Origin of the sequence: Yersinia hibernica (genome assembly GCF_004124235.1) — a bacterium.
GTDB lineage: Bacteria > Pseudomonadota > Gammaproteobacteria > Enterobacterales > Enterobacteriaceae > Yersinia > Yersinia hibernica.
Window position 1 is genome coordinate 3589636 of record NZ_CP032487.1, and the last position, 15980, is coordinate 3605615.

The window sequence follows — 15980 nt, forward strand, 5'->3', positions numbered from 1 at the left end:
AAAAACCACCCTTGCGAGGTGGTTTGCTGCGTCATTTAAGCAGGAATTAATCCCACTGAGGTGCCAGACCTTCAGGGCTGACTAACCGAACGTCACTATCCAATGTAGCAATCAGGGCCATATCGTCCGCACTTAACTGTAATTCCTGAGCCAGCAAGTTACTGGCTAAATTTGTCACTTTAGTTGATGACGGAATAACACTGTAGCCAAGTTGCATTGCCCAGCTTAAAATCACTTGAGCAGGGGTGGCTGTGTATTTCTCAGCAATAGCCTTAATAACCGGCTCATCCAGTGCTTTACCATAAGCCAGTGTCATATAAGAGGTAATAGCGATACCTTGCTCCTGCGCGAACTTAACCACTTTGCGATTTTGTAATAGCGGAGAGAGTTCGATTTGGTTAGTTGCAATGGCCTCTGCACCCACAGCTGCAACAGCCTGTTTCATTAAATTAATCGTGAAGTTAGAAACACCAATCTGACGGGTCAACCCCAATGCTTTGGCCTGCACTAACTCAGCCATAAACTCGGCAACAGAAACTTCGTCATTAGGTGATGGCCAGTGAATTAAAGTTAAGTCCACATAGTCGGTTTTCAGCTTCTGTAAGCTTACTTGCAGGCTCGGAATTAATTTTCCTGGTGCCAAATTAGCAATCCAGATTTTGGTCGTGATAAATAACTCATCACGTTCGATACCACTTTCTGCGATAGCCTGACCCACGGCAGCTTCATTCTCATAGATTTGGGCTGTATCAATTGCGCGATAGCCCAATGTTAAAGCCTGACGAACAGAATCAATAACAACTTGATCTTGAAGACGAAAAGTTCCCAGACCGAATGCAGGTATGCTCATCATAATTCCTCATTTTGAACAGATAAGATTTTTTATCGTGGTTAGACAATAAATGATGTGTATTTAAAAGCGGGCTATTTACCGGGAGCTTTTTTGTTGGAGCTCGCGGTAAAAATCTGCAGCGATTATGCCAAGAGTTTTATTGCCTAAAAACACACCATTCAACACAATACTTTTGATAAAAAATCAACAATGAGGAAATTAATGACCATCACGGCCAGCGACGGATCACTAATGAAGTATTAATACCGCCAAAGGCGAAATTATTTGTCTGGAAGAACTCAGTATCAATATAGCGCCCTTCGCCCATCAAATAATCCAGCTCGCCACAGGCGGGATCCGGTTCAGTCAGGTTGATGGTCGGGGCAAAGCGCCCAGCTCTCATCATCTCCAAACTCATCCAGGCCTCAAGCGCACCACAGGCCCCTAGCGTATGGCCAAAATAACTTTTCAGAGAGGAAATGGGCGTCCGATGACCAAACACAGCCGCCGTTGCCTGACTTTCTGCAATATCGCCCCGTTCGGTCGCCGTGCCATGTGCACTGATATAGCCGATGTCAGCCGCACTCAGACCAGAGCTCAATAGCGCCTTTTCAATACAGATTTGCATAGTTTCTTTTTGTGGCTGAGTAATATGGCTGGCATCGCAATTAGTGTAAAAACCGATGATTTCGCCATAAATAGTGGCTCCACGCGCTTTGGCATGCTCCAACTCTTCCAGAATCAGCGTCCCGGCCCCTTCGCCAATAACCAAACCGTCGCGTTGACGATCAAAGGGCCTTGGGGATAGTTTGGGTGAATCATTCAGTTGGATAGAGTCAAGGAAGGATAATAATGAGTCTTTATTGAGAAGTATATTTAACAGATTAGGATTCTATAATGCAAAAAACCCCTGAATCTATGATTCAGGGGTTTTGCAATAAGTGGCGGAACGGACGGGGCTCGAACCCGCGACCCCCTGCGTGACAGGCAGGTATTCTAACCAACTGAACTACCGCTCCACCGATTCTTTTACGTGTATCTTCCCGATACTTACCCTCTTCAGGGCCAGCGCTCCTCGCTGTGCAAAACCGCCTCTGGCGATTTTGTCCATCACCAGATGTCACTCTGATAATGCGTGTTTGATGCCTGGCAGTGTCCTACTCTCGCATGGGGAGACCCCACACTACCATCGGCGCTACGGCGTTTCACTTCTGAGTTCGGCATGGGTTCAGGTGGTGCCACCGCGCTATGGCCGCCAGGCAAATTCTGTTTCAATCAACCCGCTCCATGATAATCATCACGCAGCCAGTTAATCCAATCTGTAAACATCGCTGAAAATCAAAATTCTCTCTAAAACACCTTCGGTGTTGTAAGGTTAAGCCTCACGGATCATTAGTACTGGTTAGCTCAATGCATCGCTGCACTTACACACCCAGCCTATCAACGTCATAGTCTTTAACGTTCCTTCAGGGGGCTTAAAGCCCCAGGGAAGACTCATCTCGAGGCAAGTTTCCCGCTTAGATGCTTTCAGCGGTTATCTCTTCCGAATTTAGCTACCGGGCAATGCCATTGGCATGACAACCCGAACACCAGTGATTCGTCCACTCCGGTCCTCTCGTACTAGGAGCAGCCCCTCTCAATCTTCCAACGCCCACGGCAGATAGGGACCGAACTGTCTCACGACGTTCTAAACCCAGCTCGCGTACCACTTTAAATGGCGAACAGCCATACCCTTGGGACCTACTTCAGCCCCAGGATGTGATGAGCCGACATCGAGGTGCCAAACACCGCCGTCGATATGAACTCTTGGGCGGTATCAGCCTGTTATCCCCGGAGTACCTTTTATCCGTTGAGCGATGGCCCTTCCATTCAGAACCACCGGATCACTAAGACCTACTTTCGTACCTGCTCGAGCCGTCACTCTCGCAGTCAAGCTAGCTTATGCCTTTGCACTAACCTCACGATGTCCGACCGTGATTAGCTAACCTTCGTGCTCCTCCGTTACTCTTTGGGAGGAGACCGCCCCAGTCAAACTACCCACCAGACACTGTCCTCACCCCAGATTATGGGGCCGAGTTAGAACATCAAACATTAAAGGGTGGTATTTCAAGGTTGGCTCCACGCAGACTGGCGTCCACGCTTCGATGCCTCCCACCTATCCTACACATCAAGGCTCAATGTTCAGTGTCAAGCTATAGTAAAGGTTCACGGGGTCTTTCCGTCTTGCCGCGGGTACACTGCATCTTCACAGCGAGTTCAATTTCACTGAGTCTCGGGTGGAGACAGCCTGGCCATCATTACGCCATTCGTGCAGGTCGGAACTTACCCGACAAGGAATTTCGCTACCTTAGGACCGTTATAGTTACGGCCGCCGTTTACTGGGGCTTCGATCAAGAGCTTCGCCTTGCGGCTGACCCCATCAATTAACCTTCCAGCACCGGGCAGGCGTCACACCGTATACGTCCACTTTCGTGTTTGCACAGTGCTGTGTTTTTATTAAACAGTTGCAGCCAGCTGGTATCTTCGACTGGCTTCGGCGCCGAGAGCAAGTCTCTTTACCTAATGCCAGCGTGCCTTCTCCCGAAGTTACGGCACCATTTTGCCTAGTTCCTTCACCCGAGTTCTCTCAAGCGCCTGAGTATTCTCTACCTGACCACCTGTGTCGGTTTGGGGTACGATTTAATGTTACCTGATGCTTAGAGGCTTTTCCTGGAAGCTTGGCATCAACTACTTCACCACCGTAGTGGCTCGTCATCACACCTCAGCGTTGATAAGCAACCGGATTTACCAAGTCACTCCGCCTACATGCTTAAACCGGGACAACCGTCGCCCGGCTAGCCTAGCCTTCTCCGTCCCCCCTTCGCAGTAACACCAAGTACAGGAATATTAACCTGTTTCCCATCGACTACGCTTTTCAGCCTCGCCTTAGGGGTCGACTCACCCTGCCCCGATTAACGTTGGACAGGAACCCTTGGTCTTCCGGCGTGCGGGCTTTTCACCCGCATTATCGTTACTTATGTCAGCATTCGCACTTCTGATACCTCCAGCAAACCTCACAGTTCACCTTCAACGGCTTACAGAACGCTCCCCTACCCAACAACGCCTAAGCGTCGCTGCCGCAGCTTCGGTGCATGGTTTAGCCCCGTTACATCTTCCGCGCAGGCCGACTCGACCAGTGAGCTATTACGCTTTCTTTAAATGATGGCTGCTTCTAAGCCAACATCCTGGCTGTCTATGCCTTCCCACATCGTTTCCCACTTAACCATGACTTTGGGACCTTAGCTGGCGGTCTGGGTTGTTTCCCTCTTCACGACGGACGTTAGCACCCGCCGTGTGTCTCCCGTGATAACATTCTTCGGTATTCGGAGTTTGCATCGGTTTGGTAAGCCGGGATGGCCCCCTAGCCGAAACAGTGCTCTACCCCCGAAGATGAGTTCACGAGGCGCTACCTAAATAGCTTTCGGGGAGAACCAGCTATCTCCCGGTTTGATTGGCCTTTCACCCCCAGCCACAAGTCATCCGCTAATTTTTCAACATTAGTCGGTTCGGTCCTCCAGTTAGTGTTACCCAACCTTCAACCTGCCCATGGCTAGATCACCGGGTTTCGGGTCTATACCTTGCAACTAGACGCCCAGTTAAGACTCGGTTTCCCTACGGCTCCCCTATTCGGTTAACCTTGCTACAAAATATAAGTCGCTGACCCATTATACAAAAGGTACGCAGTCACACCACGAAGGTGCTCCCACTGCTTGTACGTACACGGTTTCAGGTTCTATTTCACTCCCCTCGCCGGGGTTCTTTTCGCCTTTCCCTCACGGTACTGGTTCACTATCGGTCAGTCAGGAGTATTTAGCCTTGGAGGATGGTCCCCCCATATTCAGACAGGATGTCACGTGTCCCGCCCTACTCATCGAGTTCACAGCAAGTGTATTTTTGTGTACGGGACTATCACCCTGTACCGTGCGACTTTCCAGACGCTTCCACTAACACACAAACTGATTCAGACTCTGGGCTCCTCCCCGTTCGCTCGCCGCTACTGGGGGAATCTCGGTTGATTTCTTTTCCTCGGGGTACTTAGATGTTTCAGTTCCCCCGGTTCGCCTTGCATGGCTATGTATTCACCATGCAATAGTGCAACGAATTGCACTGGGTTTCCCCATTCGGGTATCGTCGGTTGTAACGGTTCATATCACCTTACCGACGCTTTTCGCAGATTAGCACGCCCTTCATCGCCTCTGACTGCCTAGGCATCCACCGTGTACGCTTAGTCGCTTAACCTCACAACCCGAAGGTGTCTTTCGACATCGTCGCATTGCGATTATTTGAGAGACTCTATGACAGGTTAATCCTTATCTCAGCACTTCTACGGAGAGATAAGTTTCAGCTGTCATGTTTCAATTTTCAGCTTGTTCCAGATTGTTAAAGAGCAATATCTTAAACACGACTTGTTAAAGTCATCTTTAAGTTATTTTCAGTTCATAAAGAACCGGTTGATAATGTCTTTCACACATTATCGGAGTGGCGTCCCCAAGGGGATTCGAACCCCTGTTACAGCCGTGAAAGGGCAGTGTCCTAGGCCTCTAGACGATGGGGACACAGGAAATTCCGACTAAATGATAAAATCTTAATCGTTTCTTGTGTCATTGTGAGTCAATACTCACAACATCAACAGGTGCTCTTGCTCGTTTACTTTCTATCAGACAATCTGTGTGGACACTGCGCAATGCGTATCTTTAGGTAAGGAGGTGATCCAACCGCAGGTTCCCCTACGGTTACCTTGTTACGACTTCACCCCAGTCATGAATCACAAAGTGGTAAGCGCCCTCCCGAAGGTTAAGCTACCTACTTCTTTTGCAACCCACTCCCATGGTGTGACGGGCGGTGTGTACAAGGCCCGGGAACGTATTCACCGTAGCATTCTGATCTACGATTACTAGCGATTCCGACTTCATGGAGTCGAGTTGCAGACTCCAATCCGGACTACGACAGACTTTATGTGGTCCGCTTGCTCTCGCGAGTTCGCTTCACTTTGTATCTGCCATTGTAGCACGTGTGTAGCCCTACTCGTAAGGGCCATGATGACTTGACGTCATCCCCACCTTCCTCCGGTTTATCACCGGCAGTCTCCTTTGAGTTCCCACCATTACGTGCTGGCAACAAAGGATAAGGGTTGCGCTCGTTGCGGGACTTAACCCAACATTTCACAACACGAGCTGACGACAGCCATGCAGCACCTGTCTCACAGTTCCCGAAGGCACCGAAGCATCTCTGCTAAGTTCTGTGGATGTCAAGAGTAGGTAAGGTTCTTCGCGTTGCATCGAATTAAACCACATGCTCCACCGCTTGTGCGGGCCCCCGTCAATTCATTTGAGTTTTAACCTTGCGGCCGTACTCCCCAGGCGGTCGACTTAACGCGTTAGCTCCGGAAGCCACGCCTCAAGGGCACAACCTCCAAGTCGACATCGTTTACAGCGTGGACTACCAGGGTATCTAATCCTGTTTGCTCCCCACGCTTTCGCACCTGAGCGTCAGTCTTTGTCCAGGGGGCCGCCTTCGCCACCGGTATTCCTCCAGATCTCTACGCATTTCACCGCTACACCTGGAATTCTACCCCCCTCTACAAGACTCTAGCTTGCCAGTTTCAAATGCAGTTCCCACGTTAAGCGCGGGGATTTCACATCTGACTTAACAAACCGCCTGCGTGCGCTTTACGCCCAGTAATTCCGATTAACGCTTGCACCCTCCGTATTACCGCGGCTGCTGGCACGGAGTTAGCCGGTGCTTCTTCTGCGAGTAACGTCAATCACAAAGGTTATTAACCTTTATGCCTTCCTCCTCGCTGAAAGTGCTTTACAACCCGAAGGCCTTCTTCACACACGCGGCATGGCTGCATCAGGCTTGCGCCCATTGTGCAATATTCCCCACTGCTGCCTCCCGTAGGAGTCTGGACCGTGTCTCAGTTCCAGTGTGGCTGGTCATCCTCTCAGACCAGCTAGGGATCGTCGCCTAGGTGAGCCGTTACCCCACCTACTAGCTAATCCCATCTGGGCACATCCGATGGCGTGAGGCCCGAAGGTCCCCCACTTTGGTCCGAAGACGTCATGCGGTATTAGCTACCGTTTCCAGTAGTTATCCCCCTCCATCAGGCAGTTTCCCAGACATTACTCACCCGTCCGCCGCTCGCCGGCAAAGTAGCAAGCTACTTCCCGCTGCCGCTCGACTTGCATGTGTTAGGCCTGCCGCCAGCGTTCAATCTGAGCCATGATCAAACTCTTCAATTTAAGATTTGTTTGATTTGCCACCGAAATGGCGATGCTCAAAGATTACTTTCTGCAAATATGCATTCGAACCGAAGTTCAAATGTGTACTGCTTTGGTCACTCTTCAAGACTTTGATTATTTCTGCCTGCCGAAACAGGCTTTGATATCGTCTTGCGAGTGCCCACACAGATTGTCTGATAAATTGTTAAAGAGCGTTCGTTACCCGTTGGCCTTGCGGCGAATCTTACGGTAACGCGGGAGGCAGATAATACGCTTTCCCGCTACAGAGTCAACCACTTAATCAGTTAATTTTCTCTGCTCTTCCCGGCTACTCTGTGAAGTTGCTCACAGCGCCGTGTCGATGGATGCGCATTATAGGGAGCCGCCTCAGAATGGCAAGGGTTTATATTAAAGTTTTTTCCGACTGCTGATTATTTGAACGCAACGACTATTTATGACGCATTTTTATTGCTTTTGGTAGCTCAGCCAGGCTATTTAGCACCCAATCAGCGCTAGCCTCACCTTCAGCAGTCACCGGCTTGCCGGTACGAACTAACACTTTAGTGCCAATATTCGCCGCCGCAGCTGCCTGCATATCTTCAATTTTATCGCCAACCATATAAGAAGAAGCCATATCAATGTTCAATTCATTTTGTGCTTGCAGTAACATGCCCGGCAATGGCTTGCGGCATTCACATGTTTCGCGGAACTCCGCTACACTGGCATCGGGATGATGTGGGCAGAAATAGATACCATCTAAATCAACACCACGGTCAGCAAGAGACCAATCCATCCACTCGGTTAGGCTTAAGAATTGCGCTTCAGTAAAGATACCGCGTGCAATGCCCGATTGATTGGTGACCAGAACCAAAGCAAAACCCATTTCTTTCAATTCACGGCAAGCATCAATGACACCGTCGATAAACTGAAAATTATCAATTTCGTGGACATAACCATGGTCGACATTAATTGTGCCATCACGATCTAAAAATATTGCGGGGACGGGCTGAGTCACTTATTTGCTCCTAAGGGCTGTCAAGCCCATTAGTATCGCATGTTTCATTGTCGATTGAGAATGGAAGAGAATCGGTGTTGCCAGTTGACTTAGCCGTCTAGACGCCTTAACATCCAATCCGTACTTTGGTTCTACTGAAGTTTACTTTTTATCTAGCCACGGAAACGACGATAAAATAAGAATAATATGATTAAACTTTCTCACATCAGCAAAGTGTTCCAGCAGGGTTCGCGCACGATTACCGCGCTTTCAGACGTGAGTCTACACGTCCCAGCTGGACAGATTTATGGCGTTATTGGGGCCTCAGGTGCCGGTAAAAGTACCCTGATTCGGTGCGCCAATATGTTAGAGCGTCCGACTAGCGGGCAAGTTCTGGTTGACGGGCAAGACCTGACCACCTTAACTGAGGGCCAACTGACACGCGCACGCCGTCAGATTGGCATGATTTTTCAGCACTTTAACTTACTTTCTTCCCGTACAGTGTATGGCAATATTGCATTGCCTCTTGAGCTGGACAATACACCACGTGCAGATATCAAGAAAAGAGTGACCGAGCTGTTGGATTTGGTCGGTCTGTCTGATAAGCAAGATGCTTATCCGGCAAATCTCTCTGGCGGGCAGAAACAGCGCGTGGCTATCGCCCGTGCCTTGGCCAGCAATCCTAAAGTTTTGCTGTGTGATGAAGCCACCAGCGCACTGGACCCAGCCACTACCCGCTCAATTCTTGAATTGCTCAAAGATATCAATCGCCGTTTAGGGCTAACCATTTTGCTTATCACCCATGAAATGGATGTAGTGAAACGTATTTGTGATCAAGTCGCGGTGATTAGTGAAGGCAAATTGATTGAAAAAGACAGTGTTAGTGAAGTGTTTTCTCACCCGAAAACTCCGCTGGCCCAACAGTTTATTCAGTCAACTTTACATCTGGATATTCCAGAAGATTATGCCCAGCGTATGACTCAAGAGCCAAGCACCGACCAAGTGCCACTGCTAAAACTGGAATTCACCGGCCAATCGGTTGATGCGCCGTTAATTTCACAAGCGGTGCGCCGCTTTAATATTGATATCGGCATTCTTAGCTCCCAAATGGATTATGCCGGTGGCGTTAAATTTGGTGTCATGTTGGCCGAGTTGCATGGCGACAATCAAGATGGCCTCGCGGCCATTAAGTTCTTACAAGATCATCATGTAAAAGTAGAGGTTCTGGGTTATGTCTGAGGCAATGATGTGGTTAATGGCCCGAGGCGTCTGGGAAACTCTAATGATGACGTTTGTCTCTGGTTTCTTTGGCTTTGTTCTAGGGCTGCCGGTTGGGGTGCTACTGTATGTCACGCGCCCAGGGCAAATTATTGCCAACAATAAGATTTACCGCAGCCTGTCTGGAGTGGTGAATATCTTCCGCTCTATACCTTTTATTATCTTATTGGTATGGATGATTCCTTTCACTCGGATGATAGTCGGTACATCCATTGGTTTGCAGGCGGCAATTGTGCCGTTAACTGTGGGAGCAGCGCCATTTATTGCCCGCATGGTGGAAAATGCCCTGCTGGAAATTCCATCCGGTTTGGTTGAGGCTGCTCGTGCCATGGGGGCCACCCCCATGCAAATCATTAAAAAAGTGTTATTGCCTGAAGCTCTTCCAGGTTTAGTGAATGCCGCTACCATTACTCTGATTACTCTGGTGGGTTATTCCGCTATGGGTGGGGCAGTCGGTGCCGGTGGCTTAGGTCAAATCGGCTATCAGTATGGTTACATTGGTTATAACGCCACTGTAATGAATACGGTATTAGTATTATTAGTCATTTTGGTTTATCTGATTCAGTTCAGTGGTGATCGGATCGTGAAAGCCGTTACCCACAAATAGTTATTAACATATAAGTCGTTATTAACACATAAATTACCCAGCGACGGCCTCACACAGCGGCGCATCTTAACGAATGTCTATAGAGGAAAGGATATGTCTTTAAAATTCAAATCTATCGCGGCAGTCAGTGCATTGATTGGTACTTTGGCACTGGTGGGTTGCGGCCCAGCGGAAAAAGATCCAAACCACATTAAGGTTGGCGTCATTGTCGGTGCTGAACAACAAGTTGCTGAAGTTGCTCAGAAAGTTGCAAAAGATAAATACGGCCTGGATGTTGAGCTGGTCACGTTTAACGACTATGTCTTACCAAACGAAGCACTGAGCAAAGGTGATATTGACCTGAATGCTTTCCAACATAAACCTTATCTGGATCAGCAAATTAAAGATCGCGGTTACAAATTGGTTGCTGTTGGCAACTCATTCGTTTACCCAATTGCTGGCTACTCTAAAAAAATCAAATCATTGGAAGAATTACAACCTGGCTCTCAGGTAGCACTGCCAAATGACCCGACTAACCTAGGTCGTTCTCTGTTACTGCTGCAAAAAGTGGGTCTGATTAAGCTGAAAGAAGGTGTTGGTCTACTACCAACTGTGCTGGATGTAGTTGAGAATCCTAAAAACCTGAAATTGGTTGAGTTGGAAGCTCCTCAACTGCCACGTTCTTTGGATGACCAACAAATCGCTTTGGCAATTATCAATACCACCTATGCAAGCCAAATCGGCCTGACACCGGCTAAAGATGGCCTGTTTGTCGAAGACAAAGAGTCACCTTACGTCAACCTGATCGTGGCCCGTGAAGATAACAAAGATGCGGAAAACGTGAAGAAATTCGTGCAGGCGTACCAGTCTGACGAAGTTTACGATGCAGCAAACAAAGCATTCAATGGCGGCGCAGTCAAAGGCTGGTAATGAGCAATTGGCTTTTTTACTGAATATCAAGTTTGTTAAATTCAGTGTTTGCTAAATATATTGCAAGACGGGCTCAGGCCCGTCTTGTTATTTGCATAATAGATTGCTTCAATAGCGCCTCTTAAATAAAAAGGCTGAGGAATTTCTATGCGTGCGTTACCTCTGTGTCTGTTAGCTCTCTCGCTAACTGGATGCTCCATGCTTCAATCAAAGCCATCCACCACAGAAAATCCGGTTAAGCAACCGTCCCCGGTTATCAAACCCAGCCCTACGGTAGCCCCGCGTCCGGCACCGGTAAAACTTTATAAAAGTGCAGAAGAGCTTGTGGGTAAGCCTTTTCGTGACTTGGGCGAAGTATCTGGTGAATCTTGCCAATCCACAGTGCAAGACTCCCCGCCGAGTATCGCCACCGCCCGTAAAAGAATGCAAACTCGTGCATCTTATATGAAAGCCAATGCAGTCTTACTGCATCAATGTGAAATACAAAGTGGTGTCCCTGGCTGTTACCAACAAGCCGTATGCCAGGGTTCTGCACTGAATGTTTCATCAAAATGAGTGTATTTTCTTTTCATCAGATCGGCGTCATCCGCTCGCCCTATAAAGAGAAGTTTGCCGTGCCGCGGCAGCCCGGTCTGATTGAAGATGGCGGTGGAGAGTTACAACTTCTGCCCCCCTATAACCAGCCGGAAGCTGTACGCGGGTTATCTGATTTTAGTCATGTCTGGGTGATGTTTGTTTTCCATCAAACCATGGACGGCGGTTGGCGGCCAACAGTTCGCCCTCCTCGCTTAGGCGGCAATGCCCGGATGGGCGTATTTGCTACCCGCTCCACATTTCGCCCCAACCCGATTGGTATGTCCCTAATCGAGTTGAAAGGGATCTGCTGCCAAGGGGGGGAAGTGATTTTGCAGCTCGGCAGTCTAGATTTAGTTGATGGTACGCCGGTCATTGATATCAAACCCTATTTACCCTTCGCGGAGAGCCAACCCCATGCTCGCGCGGGCTTTGCTCAAACCGCCCCTGATGCAGATATGCCAGTGAGCTTTTCCCACATTGCCGAACAGCAGCTAGTGCAGCAACAACCGCGTTATCCACATTTACGGCGTTTTATTTCTCAGGTATTAGCGCAAGACCCGCGCCCAGCCTACCGCAAAGGTGACAGTGAAAGCCGAGAATATGCTGTTCTGCTACTGGAATTTAACGTGCGCTGGCGGGTTATCGAGGGCCAAACGGAAGTGTTATCACTTGACCCACGCTAAATTTCGCCCTGCTCTCTTTTGACAACCCGCACTCGCTGGTAAACTAAACCACTTTTACTTTTTGGCTGCCTCTAATTGCAGTGCTAATGGAACCAAAACATCATGCGTACTAGCCAATATTTGCTCTCCACTCTGAAGGAGACCCCTGCTGATGCTGAAGTTATCAGCCACCAGCTGATGCTCCGTGCCGGGATGATCCGTAAACTGGCCTCAGGTCTTTATACCTGGCTGCCGACCGGGGTTCGGGTGTTGAAGAAAGTCGAAAACATCGTGCGCGAAGAGATGAATAACGCCGGTGCTATCGAAGTTTCCATGCCTGTCGTGCAACCGGCTGATTTGTGGCAAGAAAGTGGCCGCTGGGAACAATATGGCCCTGAGCTACTACGTTTTGTTGATCGTGGCGAGCGCCCTTTTGTACTCGGCCCAACCCATGAAGAAGTGATTACTGACCTGATTCGCGGTGAGATAAACTCTTACAAACAACTGCCGCTGAACTTTTTCCAAATCCAGACCAAGTTCCGTGACGAAGTTAGGCCGCGTTTTGGTGTGATGCGCGCGCGTGAATTCTTGATGAAAGATGCTTACTCTTTCCATACTACTCAGGAATCATTGCAAGAGACTTACGATGCGATGTATGCCGCATACAGTAAGATTTTCGAGCGCATGGACTTGAATTTCCGTGCAGTGTTGGCGGATACCGGTTCAATCGGTGGCAGTGCATCTCATGAATTCCAAGTGCTGGCCGAAAGCGGCGAAGACGATATCGTGTTCTCAACCGGCTCAGATTATGCCGCTAACATTGAGTTTGCTGAAGCGCTGGCACCATCGGCACCACGGGCGCTAGCGGCTGAAGAACTGCGAATCATTGATACCCCGAATGCTAAAACCATCGCTGAGTTAGTCGAGCAATTCAACCTGCCGATTGAGAAAACCGTGAAAACCTTAATGGTTCATGCTCATGAAGAGAGCGGCCATAAGTTAGTGGCTTTGCTGGTGCGTGGCGATCATGAATTAAATGAAATCAAAGCGGAAAAATTACCGCAAGTTGCTAAGCCGCTGACCTTCGCGACTGAAGAAGAAATTCGTGCAGCTATCGGTGCTGGCCCAGGTTCATTAGGCCCAGTTAACTTGCCACTGCCGGTTGTGGTTGACCGCAGCGTAGCGGTAATGAGTGATTTTGGTGCTGGTGCGAACATCGATGGCAAACATTACTTTGGCATTAACTGGGAGCGTGATTTGCCCCTGCCACAAGTAGCTGACCTGCGTAATGTCGTTGAAGGTGATATCAGCCCTGATGGTAACGGCACACTGCAAATCAAACGCGGTATCGAAGTTGGTCACATCTTCCAGTTAGGCACCAAATACTCAGAAGCCATGAAAGCGACGGTTCAGGGTGAAGATGGCCGTAATCAAGTGATGACCATGGGTTGTTACGGAATTGGGGTATCCCGCGTAGTAGCAGCGGCGATTGAACAAAATCATGATGACCGCGGTATTATTTGGCCAGATGCTATTGCCCCATTCCAGGTTGCTATTTTGCCAATGAATATGCACAAATCTTTCCGAGTAAAAGAACTGGCGGAAGAGTTGTACAACACCCTTCGCTCACATGGCATCGACGTTATTCTTGATGATCGTAAAGAGCGCCCGGGCGTGATGTTTGCCGATATGGAGTTGATTGGCGTGCCGCACAATATCGTGATTGGCGATCGCAATCTTGATAGCGAAGAAGTGGAATACAAAAATCGTCGGGTCGGTGAGAAGCAAATGATTAAAACTAATGAAATCATTGAGTTCTTATTGAGTCAAATCAAACGCTAATTAGCTATAAATATCAAGCCGCCAGAGTGTGAATAACAACTGGCGGCTTTTTTTTATTACAGCAACAAACGAGTTCTATTGGCTGTTACAGCTCTTATTGGCATTAAACTGAATATCGCCAGCCGGGATCAAAGTCTTATCTGACTGCCCCTCTTCCATTGATGGCCGCATATCAAAATGACCATTGAGGGTCAGGAACACAGGTTCCCCGACATTTTTACGCGCGGCTAAATAGCCCTTTTCCAATGCGATATTATTCTCCACTGGGAAGGTTTTTCCGGTAGCGCAGTCGGTAAATACCGCCGCATCAGCAAAATATTTATACATACCACTTAGCGGCATCGGCGTTTTAGGTAAAGACTGATCGCTGGGTACCAGCTGATAATTCAATTTGGATTCAATCGGCAGGCCTTGTTGATCAAGCATCACCAAGTTTTTACCCACCGGCCGGAAATAACGTTTTTCCCCCTGTGCATTAGTTAAAACCAATTTATCCGCTGTACGTGCCCACTGGCCATATTCAGCAAAGGCTGGGTCACCATTCTTATTGTCTGCAGAATGATTCGCACCACGATAAATCTCTTTCAAGACAAATGTTCCGTCACTGTCGAGAAATAATGAAGTATCCAAACCACTGCAATCTGCACAGGGTAAAACGCCCTGATAACTTTGCTGCATCGGTTGTAAAACCTGCTCAACCGGTTGGTGGCGGTTATTACAACCTAATAATGACAGCGCACCTACTGCCAAAAATAGCGTTATTGTTAATTTACTCACAGTCATTCTCCCGTACTGTGTCCGATATAGAAGTAATGAAACTGCGTAAGCTACCAATATGGGCAGATATCAGCATCATTCCTGATGTATTTTACCGCGCAGCGCTTTTGTCGCCCCTTTGCGGACTTTACTTTCGACTCGCCTAATTTTTGAACCCTTAGTCGGTTTTGTCGCACGGCGAGTTTTTTCTATCACCATAGCTTGGCGAATTAACGCCACCAACCGCGCTAATGCCGCCTCACGATTCATATCCTGGCTGCGGTATTCTTGCGCTTTGATAATAATGACCCCCTCGGCGGTCATCAAATGGCTATTTAGCAATAATAACCTTTCTTTATAATACTCTGGCAGGCTTGAGGCCTTGATGTCAAAGCGCAAATGAATAGCCGTTGAGGTTTTATTAACATGTTGCCCGCCAGCACCTTGAGCCCGGATAGCCGTCAATTCAATCTCGCTATCGGGTAGGCTGACATTATTAGATATAATCAACACGCTTATTGCCCATCGCCTTGCCATTCATCAAAACTAATTTCCAGATTATTCTCATCATCAGATAACCAAATAGTTCCCTCTTGCAACGTGGCTTGCAATGACATATTGCGCTGGGACAATGCTGCCAGCTTGGCCATCTTTTCATCATCAAGGAAGCGCACCCGAAGATTACGGTGCCCAGACAATTTGTCTTGAACCTGTGGCCACCACACTTTAGCGGCCCTTTCGCTGTATGCATAGAGCACAACTTGCTGTGATTGATTACAGGCTTTGCGCAGCCTTTTCTCCTCGGGAAGACCGAGTTCGACCCACAGTTCGATACCATTATGATCATTGTGACGCCAAATTTCTGGCTCATCATCAGCGCTCAAGCCCTTGGTAAACAGCAAGCGCTCATCAGCATGACAAATCCATGCCAGTAAACGTAGCATCATACGCTGGTCGGTTTCGGATGGGTGTTGCGCGATGGTCAGGTTAACATCCTGAAAAAAATTACGATCCATATCAGCAATGTTAACAGTGGCTTTATGGATGGTTGCTTTTAGTGCCATGGGTGACCTCTTAATTATCTGGCTGCTAGTGTACTTGATTCGGCCCGCTAGCTACCAGCCCGGGATAAGCGAGTTATTAGTGGTATCAATACTAAAAAGAAAGCTTAGTTCAGGATCTAATATCTCCAGCACTCCTGTGCTATAGTCCTTATAAGTTCAGAGTTTATCTTCGTAGGTTGACCGTGTGGCGTCCCCACAGA

11 protein-coding genes, 2 tRNA genes, 3 rRNA genes and 1 pseudogene are annotated in these 15980 nt (G+C 48.4%); 6 read left to right on the forward strand and 11 right to left on the reverse strand.

Translation table 11 applies throughout. From position 1 onward, the window contains the following. Window positions 1-46: 46 nt before the first annotated feature. The 8 genes and pseudogenes from dkgB to gmhB form a co-directional block, all read right to left on the reverse strand. Window positions 47-850: a 2,5-didehydrogluconate reductase DkgB gene (gene dkgB, locus D5F51_RS16890; RefSeq protein ID WP_129199423.1), complete on the reverse strand. Its 804-nt coding sequence runs from the start codon at window positions 848-850 to the stop codon at window positions 47-49. Between the two features lie 211 nt (window positions 851-1061). Then, window positions 1062-1661: pseudogene (locus tag D5F51_RS16895) on the reverse strand (beta-ketoacyl-[acyl-carrier-protein] synthase family protein); the annotation flags it as partial. Between the two features lie 113 nt (window positions 1662-1774). Beyond that, a tRNA-Asp gene (locus D5F51_RS16900) sits at window positions 1775-1851 on the reverse strand. Between the two features lie 125 nt (window positions 1852-1976). Then, window positions 1977-2092, reverse strand: a 5S ribosomal RNA gene (gene rrf / locus D5F51_RS16905). A gap of 111 nt (window positions 2093-2203) precedes the next feature. Continuing rightward, window positions 2204-5110: ribosomal RNA gene (locus D5F51_RS16910) — 23S ribosomal RNA — on the reverse strand. 241 nt (window positions 5111-5351) lie between these two features. Then, a tRNA-Glu gene (locus tag D5F51_RS16915) sits at window positions 5352-5427 on the reverse strand. A 143-nt stretch (window positions 5428-5570) separates the two neighbouring features. After that, window positions 5571-7113: ribosomal RNA gene (locus tag D5F51_RS16920) — 16S ribosomal RNA — on the reverse strand. Together the 16S, 23S and 5S rRNA genes with 2 tRNA genes alongside form the textbook arrangement of a ribosomal RNA operon. Before the next feature lie 427 nt (window positions 7114-7540). Beyond that, window positions 7541-8107, reverse strand: a complete 567-nt coding sequence (gene gmhB, locus D5F51_RS16930) for a D-glycero-beta-D-manno-heptose 1,7-bisphosphate 7-phosphatase (protein ID WP_129198020.1) — start codon at window positions 8105-8107, stop codon at window positions 7541-7543. 186 nt (window positions 8108-8293) lie between these two features. Between gmhB and metN the strand changes: the two genes are divergently transcribed. From metN to proS, 6 genes are all read left to right on the forward strand, one after another. Next, complete coding sequence (gene metN / locus D5F51_RS16935) at window positions 8294-9325, forward strand: methionine ABC transporter ATP-binding protein MetN (protein WP_129198022.1); 1032 nt, start codon at window positions 8294-8296, stop codon at window positions 9323-9325. Further along, window positions 9318-9971, forward strand: a complete 654-nt coding sequence (locus D5F51_RS16940; protein ID WP_025377310.1) for a methionine ABC transporter permease MetI — start codon at window positions 9318-9320, stop codon at window positions 9969-9971. Before metN ends, D5F51_RS16940 begins: the two co-directional genes overlap by 8 nt. 93 nt (window positions 9972-10064) lie before the next feature. After that, window positions 10065-10880 carry a MetQ/NlpA family lipoprotein gene (locus tag D5F51_RS16945; RefSeq protein ID WP_129198024.1) on the forward strand — a complete coding sequence of 272 codons (816 nt, stop codon included), beginning with the start codon at window positions 10065-10067 and terminating at the stop codon, window positions 10878-10880. Between the two features lie 147 nt (window positions 10881-11027). After that, a complete protein-coding gene (gene rcsF, locus D5F51_RS16950) occupies window positions 11028-11435 on the forward strand; it encodes an Rcs stress response system protein RcsF (protein WP_025377308.1) in 408 nt (135 codons plus the stop codon). Then, complete coding sequence (gene tsaA, locus D5F51_RS16955; RefSeq protein ID WP_129198026.1) at window positions 11432-12139, forward strand: tRNA (N6-threonylcarbamoyladenosine(37)-N6)-methyltransferase TrmO; 708 nt, start codon at window positions 11432-11434, stop codon at window positions 12137-12139. Before rcsF ends, tsaA begins: the two co-directional genes overlap by 4 nt. 102 nt (window positions 12140-12241) lie before the next feature. Next, window positions 12242-13960, forward strand: coding sequence for a proline--tRNA ligase (proS, locus tag D5F51_RS16960; RefSeq protein WP_129198028.1), 1719 nt, complete (start codon window positions 12242-12244; stop codon window positions 13958-13960). Window positions 13961-14035: 75 nt separating this feature from the next. On the opposite strand, the gene nlpE is transcribed toward proS, so the two are convergent. The 3 genes from nlpE to D5F51_RS16975 form a co-directional block, all read right to left on the reverse strand. Next, on the reverse strand, window positions 14036-14737 hold the full coding sequence (nlpE, locus tag D5F51_RS16965) for an envelope stress response activation lipoprotein NlpE (RefSeq protein WP_162301773.1): 702 nt from the start codon (window positions 14735-14737) through the stop codon (window positions 14036-14038). A 75-nt stretch (window positions 14738-14812) separates the two neighbouring features. Next, a complete protein-coding gene (gene arfB / locus D5F51_RS16970) occupies window positions 14813-15229 on the reverse strand; it encodes an alternative ribosome rescue aminoacyl-tRNA hydrolase ArfB (RefSeq protein ID WP_129198032.1) in 417 nt (138 codons plus the stop codon). 2 nt (window positions 15230-15231) lie between these two features. Further along, on the reverse strand, window positions 15232-15780 hold the full coding sequence (locus tag D5F51_RS16975) for a YaeQ family protein (protein WP_025377304.1): 549 nt from the start codon (window positions 15778-15780) through the stop codon (window positions 15232-15234). Window positions 15781-15980: the final 200 nt, after the last annotated feature.

Excerpts from the sequence above, each read along its gene's own strand:
- rcsF (WP_025377308.1), top strand. The coding sequence starts at position 11,028 with ATGCGTGCGTTACCTCTGTGTCTGTTAGCTCTCTCGCTAACTGGATGC.
- D5F51_RS16945 (WP_129198024.1), top strand. The coding sequence starts at position 10,065 with ATGTCTTTAAAATTCAAATCTATCGCGGCAGTCAGTGCATTGATTGGT.
- proS (WP_129198028.1), top strand. The coding sequence starts at position 12,242 with ATGCGTACTAGCCAATATTTGCTCTCCACTCTGAAGGAGACCCCTGCT.
- D5F51_RS16940 (WP_025377310.1), top strand. The coding sequence starts at position 9,318 with ATGTCTGAGGCAATGATGTGGTTAATGGCCCGAGGCGTCTGGGAAACT.
- metN (WP_129198022.1), top strand. The coding sequence starts at position 8,294 with ATGATTAAACTTTCTCACATCAGCAAAGTGTTCCAGCAGGGTTCGCGC.
- tsaA (WP_129198026.1), top strand. The coding sequence starts at position 11,432 with ATGAGTGTATTTTCTTTTCATCAGATCGGCGTCATCCGCTCGCCCTAT.
- dkgB (WP_129199423.1), bottom strand. The coding sequence starts at position 850 with ATGAGCATACCTGCATTCGGTCTGGGAACTTTTCGTCTTCAAGATCAA.
- D5F51_RS16975 (WP_025377304.1), bottom strand. The coding sequence starts at position 15,780 with ATGGCACTAAAAGCAACCATCCATAAAGCCACTGTTAACATTGCTGAT.